The sequence below is a fragment of the Bradyrhizobium sp. AZCC 1719 genome (assembly GCF_036924525.1).
GTDB lineage: Bacteria > Pseudomonadota > Alphaproteobacteria > Rhizobiales > Xanthobacteraceae > Bradyrhizobium.
In genome coordinates this window covers 5,170,753-5,188,197 of record NZ_JAZHRU010000001.1, presented here as the reverse complement: position 1 = coordinate 5,188,197, position 17,445 = coordinate 5,170,753, and the positions used below count along the sequence as shown (strand labels likewise).

The following is a 17,445-nucleotide window of genomic DNA, read 5'->3' as shown; positions in this document are numbered from 1 at the left end:
CGGGCGATCCCCGCGGCCATTAACCGCTTCAAATAGCCCGCATGGGTGAGGTTGCGAGGGGGGCGCGGCCACTTTATGATGCGTTTTCAACTCGGTGACGCCTTGTTGCGGAATTCGGTCCCGGATCGAATTCCCTTGGGCACGACCCGGTTCCCCCTCTCCTTTAAAAACAAGTTGGACCCATGCTTCGAGGAATTCGGAAAGCCTCATCAAACTGGCTCGGCAAGGTTGTCATGGCCGTCGTGATGGGCGTTTTGATTGTCAGTTTCGCAGTTTGGGGTATTGCCGACATCTTCAAGGGATTTGGCCAGTCGTCGCTCGCCACGATTGGCAAGACCGAGATTTCGACGGAGCAATTCCGCCAGATCTACACGGAAAAGCTGCAGCAGCTCGGCCGCAGTTTCGGCCGTCCGCTGACCCCTGAACAGGCCCGCGCCTTCGGGCTCGATCGGCAGGTGTTGCAACAGACCATCGCCGAAGCTGCGCTGGATGAGGAAGCCCGGCGCATGGGGCTTGCCCAGTCGCAGGACGAAGCCATGCGGCAGATCTACAGCGATCCGAATTTTGCGGGATTGGGCGGCAAATTCGATCCCGCTCGCTTCCAGGCCACGATCAGGCAGTTCGGCTATACCGAGCAACGTTATCTGGCGGAACGCCGGCGGGTCGGGCTGCGGCGCCAGATCGTCGGCGCCGTCTCGGCCGGGGCTGAGCCGCCGAAGGTCCTGATCGAGGCGCTCGCCCGCTTCCAGAACGAGCAGCGCTCGATGGAATTCGTCAGGCTCGACGCGGCGCAGGCCGGCACGATCGATCCGCCGTCGCCCGAGGCGCTGGCCGCCTATTTCGAGGATCACAAAACCCAGTTCCGCGCGCCCGAGTATCGCAAACTGTCCTTTGTCGTGATCAGCCCCGAAGAGATCGGCAAGTGGACCGAGGTCTCCGACGAGGATGCGAAGAAGGCCTTCGAGCAGCGCCGCGACCAGCTCGGAACGCCGGAAAAGCGCGAAGTGTCGCAGATGTTTTTTCCGAACGAAGGCGAAGCGCAGGCCGCGCGCAGCCGCATCACGTCGGGAACGTCGTTCGACGACGTCGCCAAGGAGCGCAACCTCAATCTGGCCGACGTCGATCTCGGCCTGATCGCAAAGAACGCGATCATCGACCCGGCGATTGCGGATGCGGCGTTCTCGCTGCAGTCAGGCGAAGTCAGCCAGCCACTGCAGGGCCGCTTCGGCGTGGCGCTGGTCAAGGTCGGCAAGATCGAGCCAGGTGTGACGCCGACCTATGAAAGCATCGCAGCGCAGGTGAAGAAGGAAATCGCGACCGAACGCGCGCGCGCCAAGGTCAACGAAATCCAGAACAAGATGGAAGATGAGCGCAGCGGCGGCGCCAATGTGGTCGAGGCTTCGCAGAAGCTCGGCCTCACCGCTGTCACGATCGAGGCCGTCGATCGCTCCGGCCGCACGCCCGACGGCCAGCCGGTGGCGAATATTCCGCGCGGCCTCGACGTGGTTTCGCAGGCCTTTAACAGCGATATCGGCGTCGACAACGAACCGATCCAGTTTGCCGGCGGCTATGTCTGGTACGACGTGCTTGGCATTACGCCATCGCGCGACCGCCCGCTCGACGAGGTGCGCAGCCAGGTCGAGGCAAAATGGCGCGAAGACCAGATTTCGAGCAGGTTGCGCGCGAAGGCAACCGAGATGGTGCAGAAGGTCGAGCAAGGCGGCACGCTCGCCGCCGAAGCGGCCGCAGTCGGAGCGAAGGTCGAGACCGCGACCGGTTTCCGCCGCGACGCCTCGCTTTCAGGCGTGCCCTCCGCCGCCATCACGGCCGCATTCCGGACGCCCAAGGACGGCGTCACGCAGACGCCGGGCACCGGTGGCAGCGAGTGGATCGTGTTGCGCGTCACCGACGTGACGGTGCCGCCGGTCGACATGGCCTCCGATGAGCTGAAGAAGTTGAAGGAGACGTTGCAGCGCGGCCTGACCGACGAACAGATCGCGCAATATGTGACCAAGATCGAATCCCAGATCGGCACCTCCATCAACGCGGCCGCCTTCGCGCAGGTGACGGGCGCGAACAATTGAGCATAATAACTCACCTCATCCTGAGGAGCGGCCACCTGGCCGCGTCTCGAAGGATGAGAGCCGGGCCGATTTTGAAAGCCAAGCGATGGACGACCTCAAATCTATCATCGGAAAAGTAGCCACCGGCGCGACACTGTCGCGTGACGAGGCAGCCTCCGCCTTCGATGCCATGATGTCCGGCGAGGCCACGCCCTCGCAGATGGGCGGGCTGTTGATGGCGCTCAGGGTTCGCGGCGAGACCGTCGACGAGATCACCGGCGCGGTGGCGGCGATGCGCGGCAAGATGCTGCGGGTCAAGGCGCCTGCGGACGCGGTCGACGTGGTCGGCACCGGTGGCGACGGCTCCGGTTCGGTCAACGTCTCGACCTGCGCGGCCTTCATCGTCGCAGGCGCCGGCGTGCCCGTCGCCAAGCATGGCAACCGCGCGCTGTCGTCGCGTTCGGGGGCTGCCGACGTGCTGGCCTCCCTCGGCGTCAAGATCGACCTCACGCCCGACCAGGTCGGCCGCTGTGTGCAGGAGGCCGGCATCGGCTTCATGTTCGCGCCCGCACATCACCCCGCGATGAAGAATGTCGGCCCGACCCGCGTCGAGCTCGCCACCCGCACGATCTTCAACCTGCTCGGGCCGCTCTCCAATCCGGCCGGCGTCAAGCGCCAGATGGTCGGCGTGTTCTCCAGGCACTGGGTGCAGCCACTGGCGCAGGTCTTGAAAAACCTCGGCTCCGAATCCGTCTGGGTCGTCCACGGCTCCGACGGGCTCGATGAAATCACCCTCACTGGCCCGAGCTTTGTCGCCAGCCTCGACAACGGCAAGATCACCACCTTCGAGGTGACGCCGGAGGAGGCGGGCCTCACCTGCTGCAATGTCGACGCGCTTAGGGGTGGTGATGCGGACGCCAATGCGCTGGCGCTGCAAGGCGTGCTCAACGGCAAGCCCAGCCCCTATCGCGACGTCGCGCTCCTCAACGCGGCGGCGGCGCTGATCGTGGCCGGCCGTGCCAGGGATCTGAAGGAAGGCGTCGCGATCGGCGCGAAATCGCTCGATAGCGGCGCGGCGGCGGCACGGCTGAAGCACCTGATCGCGGTTTCGCGCGGCTGAGTCCAAAGGGGTGCCAGAGATGTCCGATATCCTGAGCAAGATCGAGGCCTACAAGCGCGAAGAGATCGCTGCGGCCAAGCGCGCGCATCCGCTTGCCGAGGTCGAGGCTCGCGCCAAAGCGGCCCAGCCACCGCGCGGCTTCGTCCGCGCTGTCAGGGAAAAACTCGCCCGTGGCGACTACGCGCTGATCGCCGAGGTGAAGAAGGCCTCGCCGTCCAAGGGGCTGATCCGCGCCGATTTTGATCCGCCGGCGCTGGCCAAGGCTTACGAGGCCGGCGGCGCGGCGTGCCTATCGGTACTGACGGACGCACCCTCGTTCCAGGGCCATCTCGATTTCATGGTGGCGGCGCGCGCCGCAGCCAATCTGCCGGTGCTGCGCAAGGACTTCCTGTTCGACACCTATCAGGTGGTGGAAGCCCGCGCCTATGGCGCGGATTGCATCCTGATCATCATGGCTGCGCTCGACGATGCCGCCGCGAGGGATATCGAGGACGCGGCGATTGCGCTCGGCATCGACGTGCTGATCGAAATCCACGACCGCACTGAGCTCGACCGCGCGCTAAAGCTTCGTTCGCCGATGATCGGCGTCAACAACCGTAACTTACGGACCTTCGAGACCACGCTTGCGACCAGCGAGGCGCTGGCGCCGCTGATCCCGCGTGATCGCCTGATGGTCGGCGAAAGCGGTATCTTTACGCCTGATGATCTCGCCCGCCTCGAGCGCGTTGGCATGTCGACCTTCCTGGTCGGCGAAAGCCTGATGCGGCAGGCCGATGTGACCGCGGCAACGCGCGCATTGCTGGCGCGTTCTGATACGGCCCGCCCCACCGGGACCGGCTAGCAGATGGCGCGGAAGGCTTCCAAAGGCGGCGCCGCCCTCACCCATATCGATGCCGCCGGCGAAGCGCGGATGGTTGACGTCTCTGCGAAGGCAGCGACCGAGCGCACCGCCATCGCCGAGGGGCGTGTCGTCATGGCCAAGGCGACGCTCGACCTGATTGTCTCCGGCAATGCCAAGAAGGGCGACGTGCTGGGCACGGCCCGCATCGCCGGCATTATGGCGGCAAAGCGCACGTCGGAATTGATCCCGCTGTGCCATCCGCTGGCGCTGTCCAAGGTGACGCTCGACATCACGCCTGACAAAAAATTGCCGGGGTGCATCGTCCGCGCCACCGTCAAGGTCACCGGCCCGACGGGCGTCGAGATGGAAGCGCTGACGGCGGTGTCGGTCGCGTGCCTGACGATCTACGACATGATCAAGGCGGTCGAGCGCGGCGTTCGCATCGAAGCCATCCATCTCGTCGAGAAGAGCGGCGGCAAGTCCGGCCATTATCGCGCGGAGCGCTGAACCGGCGACGGCCCCGCAATTGTCACTACCTGTGACCATTGCGGTACGGAATGCGCTTCGTGCAGTTTTTGCGAAGCCATCCGCGCAAGATGATCTATTCAGCGTTGCGCTGGCGCTCGCGATAATTCCTCGTCTTCATGCGATTCCCGCACAATGACGACATGCACCATCGCCGGGTGGCGGGCTTCGAACGATCGAAGAACACGCGGCGGCATTCGTCGGAAGCGCACATTTTCAGCCGATCAAGCTTTCCATTTCTGGAGCCGTCATAGAGCTCCGCAACGACCGATGAGAGCCCCGCCAGCGCATCGTCTCGCGCGGCCTTAAGCACCATGCCGCCATCATCCCCTGCCGTCGCGAGCAGCGGAAACAGTTTGAGCACTTTGTTCAGCGCGCGGACCGAGTCCCTGTTTTTGCTTCGTTCAGACGGATCACGCTGCAGATAGTCGCGGATCAAGCTCCTGAGTTCAAGCGCGGTTGCGAGCATCGCCGGCGAAACCCTCGCATCGACGAGCAACAGCCCACGTTGCCGCATCCACACTGCGAATTCCCTAGCGTTTGCCAGTTCATCACCTTGCGGATGCTGCACGCCATGATGCGTGAAATGCCTGACGTCGAGCGTATTGGCGAAATCGTAGAGATTGGCCAACTCGTCGGGAACCTTGAACTGTCTGGACAATTTCGACATTGCAACACCGGTAAAGCATATTTACCGGTTGACATCAAGAGACACCGGTATAACGTTTATAGCGGTGTTGAGCGACAATTGGTCCTTCGCCAGAAGATTCCAGGCGCCGCATCACTGACGGAGACAGAATGGATATTGGCACCGACGATCTGCACTACCTTGAACTCACGGAGCTTGCGGCATGCATCAGGGCCCGCAAAATTTCTCCGGTGGAAGCAACGCGCGCGCAACTCGATCGCATCGCCGCTTTAGATGGCGAACTCGGCAGCTACGTCCGTGTGATGGCCGATGCTGCGATGGCGCAAGCCGAAGCAGCGCACGCCGAAATCGCAGCAGGCCGGTATCGCGGACCGCTGCACGGTGTTCCGATTGCGGTGAAGGATCTATTCTGGACAAGGAATGTTCCAACCGCTGCCGGCACCCTCGTCCACGGCGATTTCCTGCCGGATGAAAACGCAACTGTGGTGCACCGCTTGAATGAAGCCGGTGCGGTCGTGCTGGGGAAGCTCCAGCTCACGGAAGGCGCTTATTCCGATCACCATCCATCTGTAACGCCGCCGAAGAATCCGTGGAATCCGGACTATTGGCCGGGCATTTCATCAAGTGGCTCGGCGGCCGCGACTGCGGCGGGGCTCTGCTATGGCTCGATCGCATCCGATACCGGCGGTTCGATTCGCTGGCCATGCGCCGCCAACGGTCTTACCGGCTTGAAGCCAAGCTGGGGACGCGTCAGCCGCCACGGCGTGTTCGAACTGGCAGCGACATTGGACCATGTCGGGATCATTGCCCGGAGCGCGACGGATGCCGGCGCAATGCTTGGCGTCATCGCCGGACGCGATCATGCCGATCCGACAGCCGTCCTCGACCCTGTGCCCAACTATCTGGCTGCAGCGGAACTGGACGTAAGAGGCCTTCGCATTGGCTTCGACGCGAAGTGGAGCAGCGACGGCGTAGACGTTACGACCCAACAGGTGCAGGGCGAGGCGATCAAGACGTTACGTGCGCTTGGCGCTGACATCGTCGATGTGCGGTTTCCCGACGTGAAGCAGGCCGTCGCCGACTGGGTTCCGAATTGCGCGGTGGAGGCAGCGGTCGCACACGATGCAACCTACCCCGCACGCAAAGATGAATATGGTCCGATCCTCGCCGCCGTCATCGAGGCGGGCCGTGCGCTATCTGCTCGCGACTATCAGAGAATCCTGCTGCGGCGGTTGGAATTGCGCGGCCGGATCGCATCGCTGTTCGAGACAATCGATCTGCTGCTCATTCCGGTTCACCCATTCCCACCCTTGACGCTCGCCATGATACGAACGCTCGGCGAGCGGCCGGACCTGATCGCCAGATTGCAGGAATACACCTGCCCCTTCAACATGACCGGTCATCCCACGATCACGCTGCCCGGCGGTTTTTCCGCAACCGGAATGCCGATCGCGTTTCAGCTTGTGGCCGCCGATCTGGAAGAAGCCACGCTGGTACGCGCTGGCGCAGCATTCCAGAGGGCCACATCCTGGCATCGCCGCCATCCGTCGCTGAGCCCATGGAGGCAACATTGAGTGTCCAGTCAGCGTTGCCCAATTCCCGCATCTTCTATGGTTGGTTTGTGGTGGCTGCCGCTTTTGTCGTGACCTTTGTCGGCTTCGGCTGCGCCTATACGTTCAGCGCGTTTCTCGACTCGCTGCAGCGTGATTTCGGCGCCTCGCGCGGTTCGGTCTCGCTGGTATTTTCGTTGGCCGGCTTTCTCTATTTCGGCCTCGGCATCGTCAGCGGTCCCCTCGCCGACCGCTATGGCTCGCGCCGTCTCGCGCTGGCGGGCATGCTGCTGATCGGCCTCGGGCTTGCCGCGGCAAGTGCCGCGCGCAATCTGGTCGAGGTGTATGCAGCCTACGGGCTGGGCGTCGGACTTGGCGTCGGCTGCGCCTATGTCCCGGCGGTCGGCGCGGTGCAGCGCTGGTTCGTGCGGCGGCGGGGCTTTGCCTCTGGTCTCGCCGTGAGCGGGATCGGGGTTGGCACGCTGGTGATGCCGGCGCAGGCAACGTTCCTGATCGAGATGCTCGGATGGCGCGGGGCCTATCTTGCGCTCGGCGCATTCGCCGCGATTGTCGGCGGGGGGATGGCGCTCCTCCTCGAGAACGATCCGCACGACCGGGGCCTCAATCCCGATGGCGATCCACTCCAGCAGGGAGCCATGTTGACGCGGGCCGAAGGTGCGTCGATGCGCGAGGCGATCCGGTCGCGACGCTTCATCTCGCTATACGCCGCGTGCCTGATCTGCTCGTTCGGCCTGTTCGTGCCGTTCGTGCATCTCGTTCCCTATGCCGGGGACCACGGCGTCCCGGCGACATCCGCCGTGCTGCTGCTCGGCATCATCGGCATCGGCAGCACGGCCGGCCGGTTTTTCCTCGGCGGTGTCGCCGACCGTATCGGCCGCCAATCCGCCCTGCTCCTGCTCTTCGCGGGCATGGCGATCGCGTTGGCGATCTGGACGATCTCAACGACATTCTGGCCGCTTGCCATTTTTGCATTCGTCTACGGCATGATTTACGGCGCCTGGGTCGCCGTGCTTCCGGCCGTCGTGATGGATTATTTCGGCGGCCGCAACGTCAGCGGCATCATCGGCATTCTCTACACCAGCGTCGCCTTCGGTACCCTGATCGGTCCCAGCGCTGCCGGCTTCGCGTTCGATCTCACCCACGACTATACGCTGCCGATTCTGGCCGGCGTTGCCGCCAACATCCTTGCAGCGATTATCGTCGTCATGACCCGGACGCCTGGGGATGGCCGGAACCCGACCCTCCCCTGTGGTTGTCACAGCCCACACTCGCCACCGAGGTAACCATTCGTTAACCAGACTTCCTAACGTCAACTCCATCTCGGCGCGGTATCGAATTTATGGGCCGGGTTTGGGAGAACGCCGCTTCCGGCAGTTCATGTCCCGGCCGCGATCGCGTTCCATGGTTTCAACCGGCACCAATTCGTTGAGGATCGCGTTCGCCTTTCGCGGCGGCCCGATCCGCTGGTTGATCCTGGGCGGCACGCTTTTGATCGCCACCATCGCGATCGGCGCGACCATCATGGCCGGCAATTTCCGCGAGCGCGCGCTGCGCAATAGCGAACGCGAGCTGGAAAACACCGTGCTGCTGCTCGCCCGCCATTTCGACCAGCAGCTCGAAGATTTTCAGGTCGTTCAGAAGGACCTGATCGCGTTCATGCGTTCCAGCGGGATCGCCACGCTCGAAAACTACAAGCGCCGGATGTCCGGCCATGACATCCATCTCATCCTGAAATCCAAGATCGACGCGCTGTCCTATGTCGGCGGCATCAACATCTTCGACGCCGAAGGCAATCTGATCAATGCGTCGGCCGCCTGGCCGCCGCCGCCAGTCAACTCGGCGGACCGCGCTTTCTTCAGAACATTCAGGTCCGGCCCGCAATCGCCGGAGATGCTGGTCGAGCCGGTCTACAGCCGCATCACCGGCGCCTGGACCACCGTGATCGCGCGCAAGATCACCGGGCCGAAAGGCGAATTGCTCGGCGTCATCGGCCGGGGCATCGAACCCGTCCATTTCGAAAAGTTCTTCGCAACTGTTGCCCTCGGCCCCGGCGCCTCCATCGCCATGCACCACAGCGACGGCACGCTGCTGGCCCGCTATCCACATGTGGCGGAGCTGGTCGGCAAGAACTTCAGGACCGGTCCGGCCGCGCAGCGGCAAGTCTTCGAGCTGCCCCGCAGCACCTCGCGCCTCACCAGCCCGATCGACGGCGAGGACCGGCTGATCGCGTCCCGTGCGCTCTCCAATTTTCCGATCGTAATGGTCGCCTCGATCACCACATCGGCCGCGTTGGCCGACTGGCGCGAGCAGATCGGAATCCTGATCGCCGTCACCGGGTTTTCCGTGCTCGCGATCGCCGCTCTGCTGTTTCTCGTCGTCCGCAAGCTTTCCTATCAGCACCGCGCATCGAAGCAGCGGCTGACGCTGGAAAAGCAGCGGCTCGACACCGCCGTCAACAACATGACGCAGGGCCTGTTGCTGTTCGATGCAAAGCAGCAGCTCATCATCTGCAACAGGCGATACCTCGAAATGTACGGCTTGTCGGCCGAGGTCGTGAAGCCGGGTTGCAGCTTCCGCGAGGTGATCGCCCATCGCAAGGAGACCGGCTCGTTCGTCGGCGACATCGATCACTACGTCGAGATGGTGCTGCGCGACATCGCGCACCGTAACGCCATGGTTATATCCACACCCGACGGACGTTCGATCCAGGTCGTCAACGAACCGGTCGCCGACGGCGGATGGCTGGCAACGCACGAAGACATCACCGAGCGGCGGCGCGCCGAGGAGCGCATCACCCACCTCGCCCATTACGACGCGTTGACCGACCTGCCGAACCGCACCCTGTTCCACGAACGGCTCAAGCGCGAATTGTCTTACGTCGCGCCGAACCGGCCACTGGCGGTGCTCTATATCGACATCGACGAATTCAAGAGCGTCAACGATTCGCTGGGCCACATGATCGGCGACGAGCTCCTGAAATCGGTCGCGGCCAGCCTCGCCGCCTGCACGCGGAGATCCGATTTCGTCGCCCGGCTCGGCGGCGACGAGTTCGCCATCGTGCAGACCGGGATCGATGATATCGACGACGTGATGAAGCTCGTCAGCCGCATCTTCGAGGCGATCCGCTCGCCCTACCAATGCCTGGGCCATCAGGTCACCACCGACGCCAGCATCGGCATTGCGCTCGCGCCGCAAGACGGCTCCGATATCGACCAGATCCTGAAGAACGCGGATCTGGCGATGTACGCCGCCAAGGCCGCCGGCCGCCGCACCTATCGCTTCTTCGAACCGGACATGGAAGCCGAGGTCCGCGCCCGCCGCAGCCTGGAAATGGACCTGCGCCAGGCGCTCGTCGACGGCGGCTTCGAGGTCTATTACCAGCCATGTCTGAGCCTGCAGACCAACGCGATCACCGGCTGCGAGGCGCTGGTGCGCTGGCGCCATCCGCAGCGCGGCATGATTTCGCCCGCCGAGTTCGTGCCGCTCGCAGAGGACACCGGCCTGATCAACCAACTCGGCGAATGGGTGCTGACCGCGGCCTGCAAGGAGGCCGCGACCTGGCCCGGCAATGTCAGGCTCGCGGTCAACGTCTCGCCGATTCAATTCAGGAGCGGCACGCTGGCGCTGAAGGTGATGGCGGCGCTCGCCGCATCGGGCCTCGCGGCGAGCCGGCTGGAGCTCGAGATCACCGAAGCCGTGCTGATCAGAGATGACGAGGCCGCGCTCGCCATCCTGCACGACCTCCGCGCCATCGGGGTTCGCATCGCGCTCGACGATTTCGGCACCGGCTACTCCTCGCTGAGCTATCTGCAGCGTTTTCCGTTCGACAAGATCAAGATCGACCGCTGCTTCATCACCGATATCGCCGAGCCGGAAGGCTCGTCCTGCATCGTGGAGGCGGTGGTGAACATCGCCGCCGAACGCCATATGACGACGACGGCCGAAGGCGTCGAGACCGAACAGCAGCGCGACTTGTTGCGCGAACTCGGCTGTTCGGAAATGCAGGGTTACCTGTTCAGCGCGCCGAAGCCGGCGACGGAGATCAGGCCGCTGTTGCTGACGGATCGGCAAGGTCCCGACGCGGCGCCGAGCCGGCCACCTAAGCGCAAGTCGGTTGCGCGGACGGCGTAGTTTTACGACGCTGCAATGACGCGGAGATAGCAACACAAAACACCATCGTCATCCCCGCGAAGGCGGGGATCCAGTACGCTGCGGCCTCTCGGTTCTATCATCGCTGTCTCTGGATACTGGGTCGCCCGGTCAAGCCGGGCGATGACAGACGAATATGTGTTAGCGTTCTCGCGACACGATGCGCCCGAGCTTTTGCAAATCGTTCGCCCCCAAAGAGTGAGAGGGCGCAGGGAATGCCGGGTGCTTGCTGCACCCGCGGTCTCGTGTGCAAATGCACTTAGGAAATGCGCACACGAGCATACAGGTACAGCCGGAGCAGCCCGGCATTCCCTGCGCGATGGTTCGACGGCTTATGCCGCGCTCTCCCTGGAGACGAATTCCTCTTGCCTCCATCGCCGACAGATTAGCGGTTCATCGAACCCGGTCGGGTTTCGAAGAACCTCCGCCGGCTTAACACCAGCCACGGGTGCCAGGACCACACGGTTTTGCCGTACGCAGCTTCCTCTGCCAGAGACTTCAACCAGCCAAGTGCTTGCCGGCCAAAATTCTGGCGGAGGCGTTTAAGCGCCGTACGTCCTGCGCGCTGTGTTCACTCACGGATAACCGCCCTGCGAACATCTTGCGCACCCGACGCTGCCGCGTCCACCGCATCCAACCCCGCGTCCGTGACGATCGCGATACGCCCCTCTTGCCGGGGTGGATGGGCGAGTTTGTAGCGGTGATTTGCCCGACGGCGAAAGCGGAATATTTTTGATTCCGGGGCTTGACACGATTTCTGAAAATCCGAATTGATTTGCCCGCCATCCCAGTTTGTGACGCGGCCACCGTTGCAATTTGTGTGCACCGTAATACAAACCGTGCCGCCGCGATCCGGGCCTTCTCCGACAACGCAGCAAGCGCTGGCGTTGCGATCGTCAGATAAGCGCGGAGCGCTTCATTTGCATGCCAAGAGCAAGAGGTCGGTTTGGACTCATAGCAAGTCCTCCGGATTGGTTTTGGTTTTGAGCATCAAGCGCGCGAACAGCGCGACCACTTTGGGAACGGGGAATTCCTCGGCAATCCAGCTTCGTACGGTGCGGCCCCGCACGCCGATCAAGCGACCAAAACCCTCCTGCGATACGCCGATCTTTTCGATCGCCGCGCGGAAGTCGTCGCCGGTCATAATGATTTCCTGCGGTGCTGTTCGAATAGGTATCTTGTACTTGGGCGAGTTGGCCTTGGTCTTTTCCATCTGGTTTCCTTCAACCGTTCAATCGATGGACCACAGGAGCCAAATGCAACGATCCGAACGCGCCGGAGCCGCGTAAGAAACCCGGCCCCGGACCGCCGGCTAATCGCTAGTATGGCTTGGAATGAAATGAGGTTAACCTGAAGAGGAAAATGGTCGCCGGGTCTATCCGCAGTAATCCGGTGGAGAAGCAACATGACCAGACTATCCGCCAGAGCGGCACCGCTGAAAAAGGCCACGATGGAACGTGGCAGGCTCGCCGCCGCGCAAGCGAACCTTGCCGAGATCAAGCCGCATCTGACGGCGCATGATTTTGCCGAGATTGATGCCGAGATCAGAGCGGCGCTGGGCGGGAGCGGGAATTACGGTGACTGGCACCGTAACTGCCACCGTAATTGCGTAATTGCAAAAATTCATTTGCCGTGCAGCCGAATTGGATAAGCTCCGTTAGCGGCGGGAATCTCTTGCGGCCTGGGCTCTCTTGTTCGCCTGTGACACCCGCCCAATTGTTGAGCGCGGGAGCTTGATACTTCGTCGGCGACTCGGAATCGGCTTCATGCCGTCATGGGAAGTTGGCTCGTTTGTCGGGCGGGAGAATTGCTGTGCTCTACGAAGAGAAAGCGCTCGCCGGGCCGCTTCTCCCAGCTCCCTCCTCGCCTCAAATTTTTGAAGGCGTGCGAGCTCCTTGTTCACCCGCTTCAGGGCGGCCACGAAAACCTGCTTACGATGGAGAGAATGCTCGGCAGTCCCCGAAACGCTTTGGCCCCGCGGCTGGGCGGTGCCTTTGCTGATCCGACGCCGCTGGAAGGCGAGCGTACGCTCCTTGTCCCGGAGTTTTCTGAGCGATGATTTCAGGTTTTCAAGTGTCGCGCGATCTGCGTCACCAATTTCGGGGTGATGGGAAGTCTGTACGAGCGCTTTCTCATCGTGATTCAGAATACTTAGCTCGAACTTGCAGGGTGCAGACATATGACACCTCACATATGCATTTGTTGCCTTGCCGTCGCTGCGCTAGCCGACTTGCCAATCATATCCACGGTGCGTTTCCGGAGCTCTCACGATAGCTTGAAGAACTATCAACGCGGCGCTGACGCCTCCGCTTGATGCGGACTGCTTCTTCTCGATCGCGACGTTTCTGTTCAGGTCGGATAACGATTCAATTTCCGGACGCCTGTGATTGCGGCGCAACATGCGGGGAAATTATCACCTCTGGTGGTACCTGCCTCGATTGACATGCCGCGCTGTTTTGGAGGTAAGTACGGCGTGCATTCGGAGCGATGTGACGCGGCTCGCGACATGGATCGAGCGGCGGGCGTGAGAGGGAGGCGGGTCAGTTGTCGATATGGCCACGCCTGCACTCCTGGTTGCGCAACTCTTGGTTGTGCTCGGCCGTCCTTGGCGGCGTCTGTCTCGCGGCGGCGTCGTTGCCGGCCGCGGCGCAATCCACCTGGACCGGTGCCGCATCCAGCAATTGGTTCGACGCAAGCAACTGGACGAACGGCGTTCCGGTCGCTGGCGGGGGAACGGCAAGGATCGACGCGACTACACCCAATGCTCCAGTGGTGAATGCGCCCGGTGCTGCCGCGGAAATCATTGCGGTCGGCATCACCGCCGTGGGCGCGCTCACCATTACGGGAGGCGGTACGCTGAGCAGTGTCGATGGCCATATCGGCTACCCCTTGTCTAATGGCACGGTGACGGTGACCGGTCCCGGATCCAACTGGAGCAATTCCCAGACCCTGGACGTCGGCTTCTTCGGCACAGGGACGCTCACCATCGAGGGCGGTGGGACGGTGAGCAGCGTGAACGGCTATCTCGGCACGGCTCCCGGCGCCGAGGGCACGGTGACGGTGACCGGCGCCGGCTCCACCTGGACCAACAGCGGAGATCTTTTCGCTGGCAGGGGCGGAAGGGGCACGCTCACCATCGCGGACGGCGCAACGGTGAGCAGCGTGAACGGCTATGTCGGAGACTCCGATAGCGCAAGCGGTACCATAACGGTGACCGGCGCGGGATCCACGTGGGCCAATTCCGGAAATCTCTCCGTCGGGGAAGTCAGCACAGGCACGCTTGCCATCGCGAACGGCGGAACGGTGAGCAATACGGACGGCTATGTCGGCCGCAGCGGTTTCTCTTCTGGCACGGTGACGGTGACCGGCAACGGCTCCACCTGGATCAATTCCGGAAATCTCTTCGTCGCCAGCGCCGGCACGGGCACGCTCACCATCGCGGACGGCGCAACGGTGAGCAGCGTGAACGGCTATGTCGGCGCCCTCGGTAGCGCGCGCGGAAACACAACGGTGACCGGCGCGGGATCTACCTGGACCAATTCCGGCAATCTCTTCGTCGGGGATGCCGGCACAGGCACAGGCACGCTCGCCATCGCGAATGGCGCAACGGTGAGCAATACGGACGGCTATCTCGGCCGCAGCGCTCTCTCTCAGGGCACGGCGACGGTGACCGGCGCCGGCTCGGCCTGGACCAACAGCGGAAATCTCGTCATCGGCGATGCCGGCACAGGCGTGCTGACCATCGCGGCCGGCGGCGGGGTGAGCGGCGCAATCGGCATCGTCGGCAACGACGCCGGCTCCCACGGCACGGTGACGGTGACCGGCGCGGGCTCCGCCTTGGCCAACAGCGGAAACCTCTTCGTCGGCAACGCCGGCACGGGCGCGCTCACTATCGCGGACGGCGGCCGGGCGAGCAACGCGATCGGTCTCGTCGGTTTCGTCGCCGGTTCGCAGGGGTCCATGACGGTGACAGGCGCCGGCTCGGCCTGGAGCAACAGCTCCTCCCTCACGATCGGCGGCGGCGGCACGGGGGTACTCGCCATTGAGAATGGCGGAGCCGTGAGCAACACCTCCGCAATTGTCGGGTCGACCAGCGGCTCGCAAGGGAGCGTGACGGTGACGGGCGTTGGCACCACCTGGACCAATTCCTCACAGCTCTCGATCGGCTACTTCGGCGTCGGGTTGCTCGCTGTCGCAAGCGGGGGGAAGGTCAGCAGCACATATGGGATCCTCGGCGAGTTTGCCGGCGCGCAGGGCACGGCCACGGTCGCTGGCGCCGGCTCTGCCTGGGTTAATTCCCTGGACCTTTACGTCGGCAACGCCGGTACGGGTTCGCTCGCGGTCTCGAACGGCGGCACGGTGAGCAATGCGAACGGCTACGTCGCTCACGACACCGGCTCGCAAGGCACGGTGACAGTGACGGGTCCGGGCTCGGCCTTGAACTCCAGTGCCTCCCTCACAATTGGCGTCAGCGGCACCGGCGTGCTCGCCATCGACAGCGGTGGATCTGTGAGCAGCGCGTCCGCCATCATCGGATCGGCCATCGGCTCGCAAGGAACCGTGGCGGTGACGGGCGCCGGCTCGACATGGACCAATTCCGGAGACCTCAATGTCGGATTCTCCGGCACCGGTACGCTCACCGTCGCGGCGGGTGCGACGGTGCACGCCGGCACCGTGCATGTGGCAAGCCAGGCCGGCTCGCGTGGCACGCTGAACATCGGCGCGGCGGCAGGCAGTCCGGCGGCGGCCGCCGGCACGCTCGACACGGCAAGCGTCGCGTTCGGCGCTGGCATTGGCACGATCAACTTCAATCATACGGCCGCCAACTACGTGTTTGGGTCGACGATGACCGGCAACGGCAGCGTCAATGTGCTGTCCGGCACCACCATCCTGACGGCTGCCAACAGCTACACGGGTCCCACGACCGTCAACGGCGCCACGCTCATCGTGAACGGCTCGATCGCCTCGTCACCACTGACGGTGGATGGCGGCGGTCTTGTCGGGGGCACTGGTCGTCTTGGCGCAACGACTATCGGCGCCGGCACGCTCTCGCCCGGCAACTCGATCGGCACCATCACGGTGCAGGGCAATCTCGTGCTGTCGGCGGCCTCGACCTACCTGGTCGAGATCGCGCCGACGAGCGCCGATCGCACCGATGTCACGGGCGCGGCGCAGCTCGGCGGTGCCTTGCGTGTGGTCGCAGCGCCCGGGACCTACGCGCCGGGCACCACCTACACGATTCTCACGGCGACTGGCGGCATCGCCGGCACGTTCGACAGCGTGACTTCCAATCTCACCTCGTCCGCCTTCATAACGCCGACCGTGTCCTATAATGCCGACCACGTATTCTTCACCCTCGCACGCACGGCATTCGCGAGCGTCGGCTGGACGCGCAACCAGATTGCCACCGGCACCGGCGTCGATTCGCTGGGCTTCGGCAATCCCATCTTCAATACGGTGCTCTACGGCACAGCCGCGCAGGCGCGGCAGGCGTTCGATGCACTCTCGGGCGAGTTGCATGCGAGTACGGCGGGCGTGCTCGTCGACGAATCGCGCGATCTGCGCGACGCGGTGCTCGGCCGCCTGCGCCAGGCGTCCTTCGACAACGCGGTAGGCGGGACGGCGGCGCGCGCGGCCCTTCCGGGGACCGTGCCGGAGCCGAAGACGGACTCGTCCCGCCTGACCTTCTGGGCGCAGGGACTCGGTGCGCGCGGTCGCATTGACGGCGATGGCAATGCGGCAACGGTCGCTCGCCGCCACGCTGGCGCCGTCGCGGGGCTCGACGCCGCTGTTGATGACTGGCGCTTCGGCTTCGCGGCGGGCTATTCGGACTCCGCGGTCGGCGTGGACGCGCGCGCGAGCTCGGCCTCGGTCGAGAGCGGCCACGCGGCGTTCTACGGCGCGGGCAGCGCCGGCGCGTGGAGCGCGCGCGCCGGCATGGCCTATTCGTACCACCAGATCGACACCACCCGCACCATCGCGTTTCCGGGCTTTGTCGATCGCGCGTCGGCCGCCTATCATGGCGGCACCACTCAGGTGTTTGGCGAGATCGGCTACGGTTTCGGGCTCGGCCCGGTCGCGCTCGAGCCGTTCGCAGGAGCTGCCTGGGTGCAGGCGAGGACAAGCGGTTTCACGGAGAAGGGCGGCGTCGCGGCGCTCACGGGTGCGTGCGACCGCGAAGAGGCGGGCTTCGCGACGCTTGGCGCGCGGCTCGCCACCAGCGTCGCGGTCGGGGGAATGACGCTGGCGCCGCGCCTCTCCGCCGCCTGGCAGCACGTGCTCGGCGATGTGACGCCGGTCACCACCCTCTCCTTCGCGAGCGGAGGCACTGCCTTCGAGATCGCGGGCGCGCCGCTCGCGCGCAACAGCGCGCTCCTCGAAGCCGGCGCTGACCTGCATCTCAATGCGCAAACCACGCTCGGCATTCTCTACCAGGGCCAGGTCGCACGCAACGCCGAAGACCACGCCGTCCGAGGCCGGCTCGCCGTGAGATTTTGACACGTTCGGTCAGTCCAGCGCAGTGCCGC

11 protein-coding genes are annotated in these 17,445 nt (G+C 64.0%); 9 read left to right on the top strand and 2 right to left on the bottom strand.

Going from position 1 to position 17,445, the window contains the following annotated elements; translation table 11 throughout:
- The first annotated feature begins 182 nt into the window (after positions 1-182).
- The 4 genes from V1292_RS24335 to moaC all read left to right on the top strand — a co-directional run bounded on the left by V1292_RS24335 (position 183) and on the right by moaC (position 4,531).
- A complete protein-coding gene (locus V1292_RS24335) occupies positions 183-2,084 on the top strand; it encodes a peptidylprolyl isomerase (protein ID WP_334375169.1) in 1,902 nt (633 codons plus the stop codon).
- An 85-nt stretch (positions 2,085-2,169) separates the two neighbouring features.
- On the top strand, positions 2,170-3,183 hold the full coding sequence (gene trpD, locus V1292_RS24330) for an anthranilate phosphoribosyltransferase (protein ID WP_334375168.1): 1,014 nt from the start codon (positions 2,170-2,172) through the stop codon (positions 3,181-3,183).
- Between the two features lie 19 nt (positions 3,184-3,202).
- A complete protein-coding gene (trpC, locus tag V1292_RS24325; protein ID WP_334375167.1) occupies positions 3,203-4,024 on the top strand; it encodes an indole-3-glycerol phosphate synthase TrpC in 822 nt (273 codons plus the stop codon).
- A 3-nt stretch (positions 4,025-4,027) separates the two neighbouring features.
- Positions 4,028-4,531, top strand: a complete 504-nt coding sequence (moaC, locus tag V1292_RS24320; RefSeq protein WP_334375166.1) for a cyclic pyranopterin monophosphate synthase MoaC — start codon at positions 4,028-4,030, stop codon at positions 4,529-4,531.
- Between the two features lie 94 nt (positions 4,532-4,625).
- On the opposite strand, the gene V1292_RS24315 is transcribed toward moaC, so the two are convergent.
- On the bottom strand, positions 4,626-5,219 hold the full coding sequence (locus V1292_RS24315) for a CGNR zinc finger domain-containing protein (protein ID WP_334375165.1): 594 nt from the start codon (positions 5,217-5,219) through the stop codon (positions 4,626-4,628).
- A 128-nt stretch (positions 5,220-5,347) separates the two neighbouring features.
- Here V1292_RS24315 and V1292_RS24310 point away from each other — a divergent pair, with 128 nt between their 5' ends.
- From V1292_RS24310 to V1292_RS24300, 3 genes are all read left to right on the top strand, one after another.
- Positions 5,348-6,772: an amidase gene (locus tag V1292_RS24310; RefSeq protein WP_334375164.1), complete on the top strand. Its 1,425-nt coding sequence runs from the start codon at positions 5,348-5,350 to the stop codon at positions 6,770-6,772.
- Positions 6,769-8,052 (top strand): MFS transporter, encoded by a 1,284-nt coding sequence (locus tag V1292_RS24305; RefSeq protein WP_334375162.1) that lies wholly within the window; start codon positions 6,769-6,771, stop codon positions 8,050-8,052. Before V1292_RS24310 ends, V1292_RS24305 begins: the two co-directional genes overlap by 4 nt.
- Before the next feature lie 118 nt (positions 8,053-8,170).
- Positions 8,171-10,900, top strand: a complete 2,730-nt coding sequence (locus tag V1292_RS24300; RefSeq protein ID WP_334375161.1) for a bifunctional diguanylate cyclase/phosphodiesterase — start codon at positions 8,171-8,173, stop codon at positions 10,898-10,900.
- Positions 10,901-11,870: 970 nt separating this feature from the next.
- On the opposite strand, the gene V1292_RS24295 is transcribed toward V1292_RS24300, so the two are convergent.
- Entirely contained in the window at positions 11,871-12,131 is a 261-nt protein-coding gene (locus tag V1292_RS24295) for a helix-turn-helix domain-containing protein (RefSeq protein WP_334375160.1), read from the bottom strand.
- Between the two features lie 192 nt (positions 12,132-12,323).
- On the opposite strand from V1292_RS24295, the gene V1292_RS24290 reads away from it, so the two are divergent.
- Positions 12,324-12,569: a hypothetical protein gene (locus V1292_RS24290; RefSeq protein ID WP_334375159.1), complete on the top strand. Its 246-nt coding sequence runs from the start codon at positions 12,324-12,326 to the stop codon at positions 12,567-12,569.
- 893 nt (positions 12,570-13,462) lie between these two features.
- Positions 13,463-17,416, top strand: a complete 3,954-nt coding sequence (locus V1292_RS24285) for an autotransporter outer membrane beta-barrel domain-containing protein (protein ID WP_334375158.1) — start codon at positions 13,463-13,465, stop codon at positions 17,414-17,416.
- Positions 17,417-17,445 lie beyond the last annotated feature (29 nt).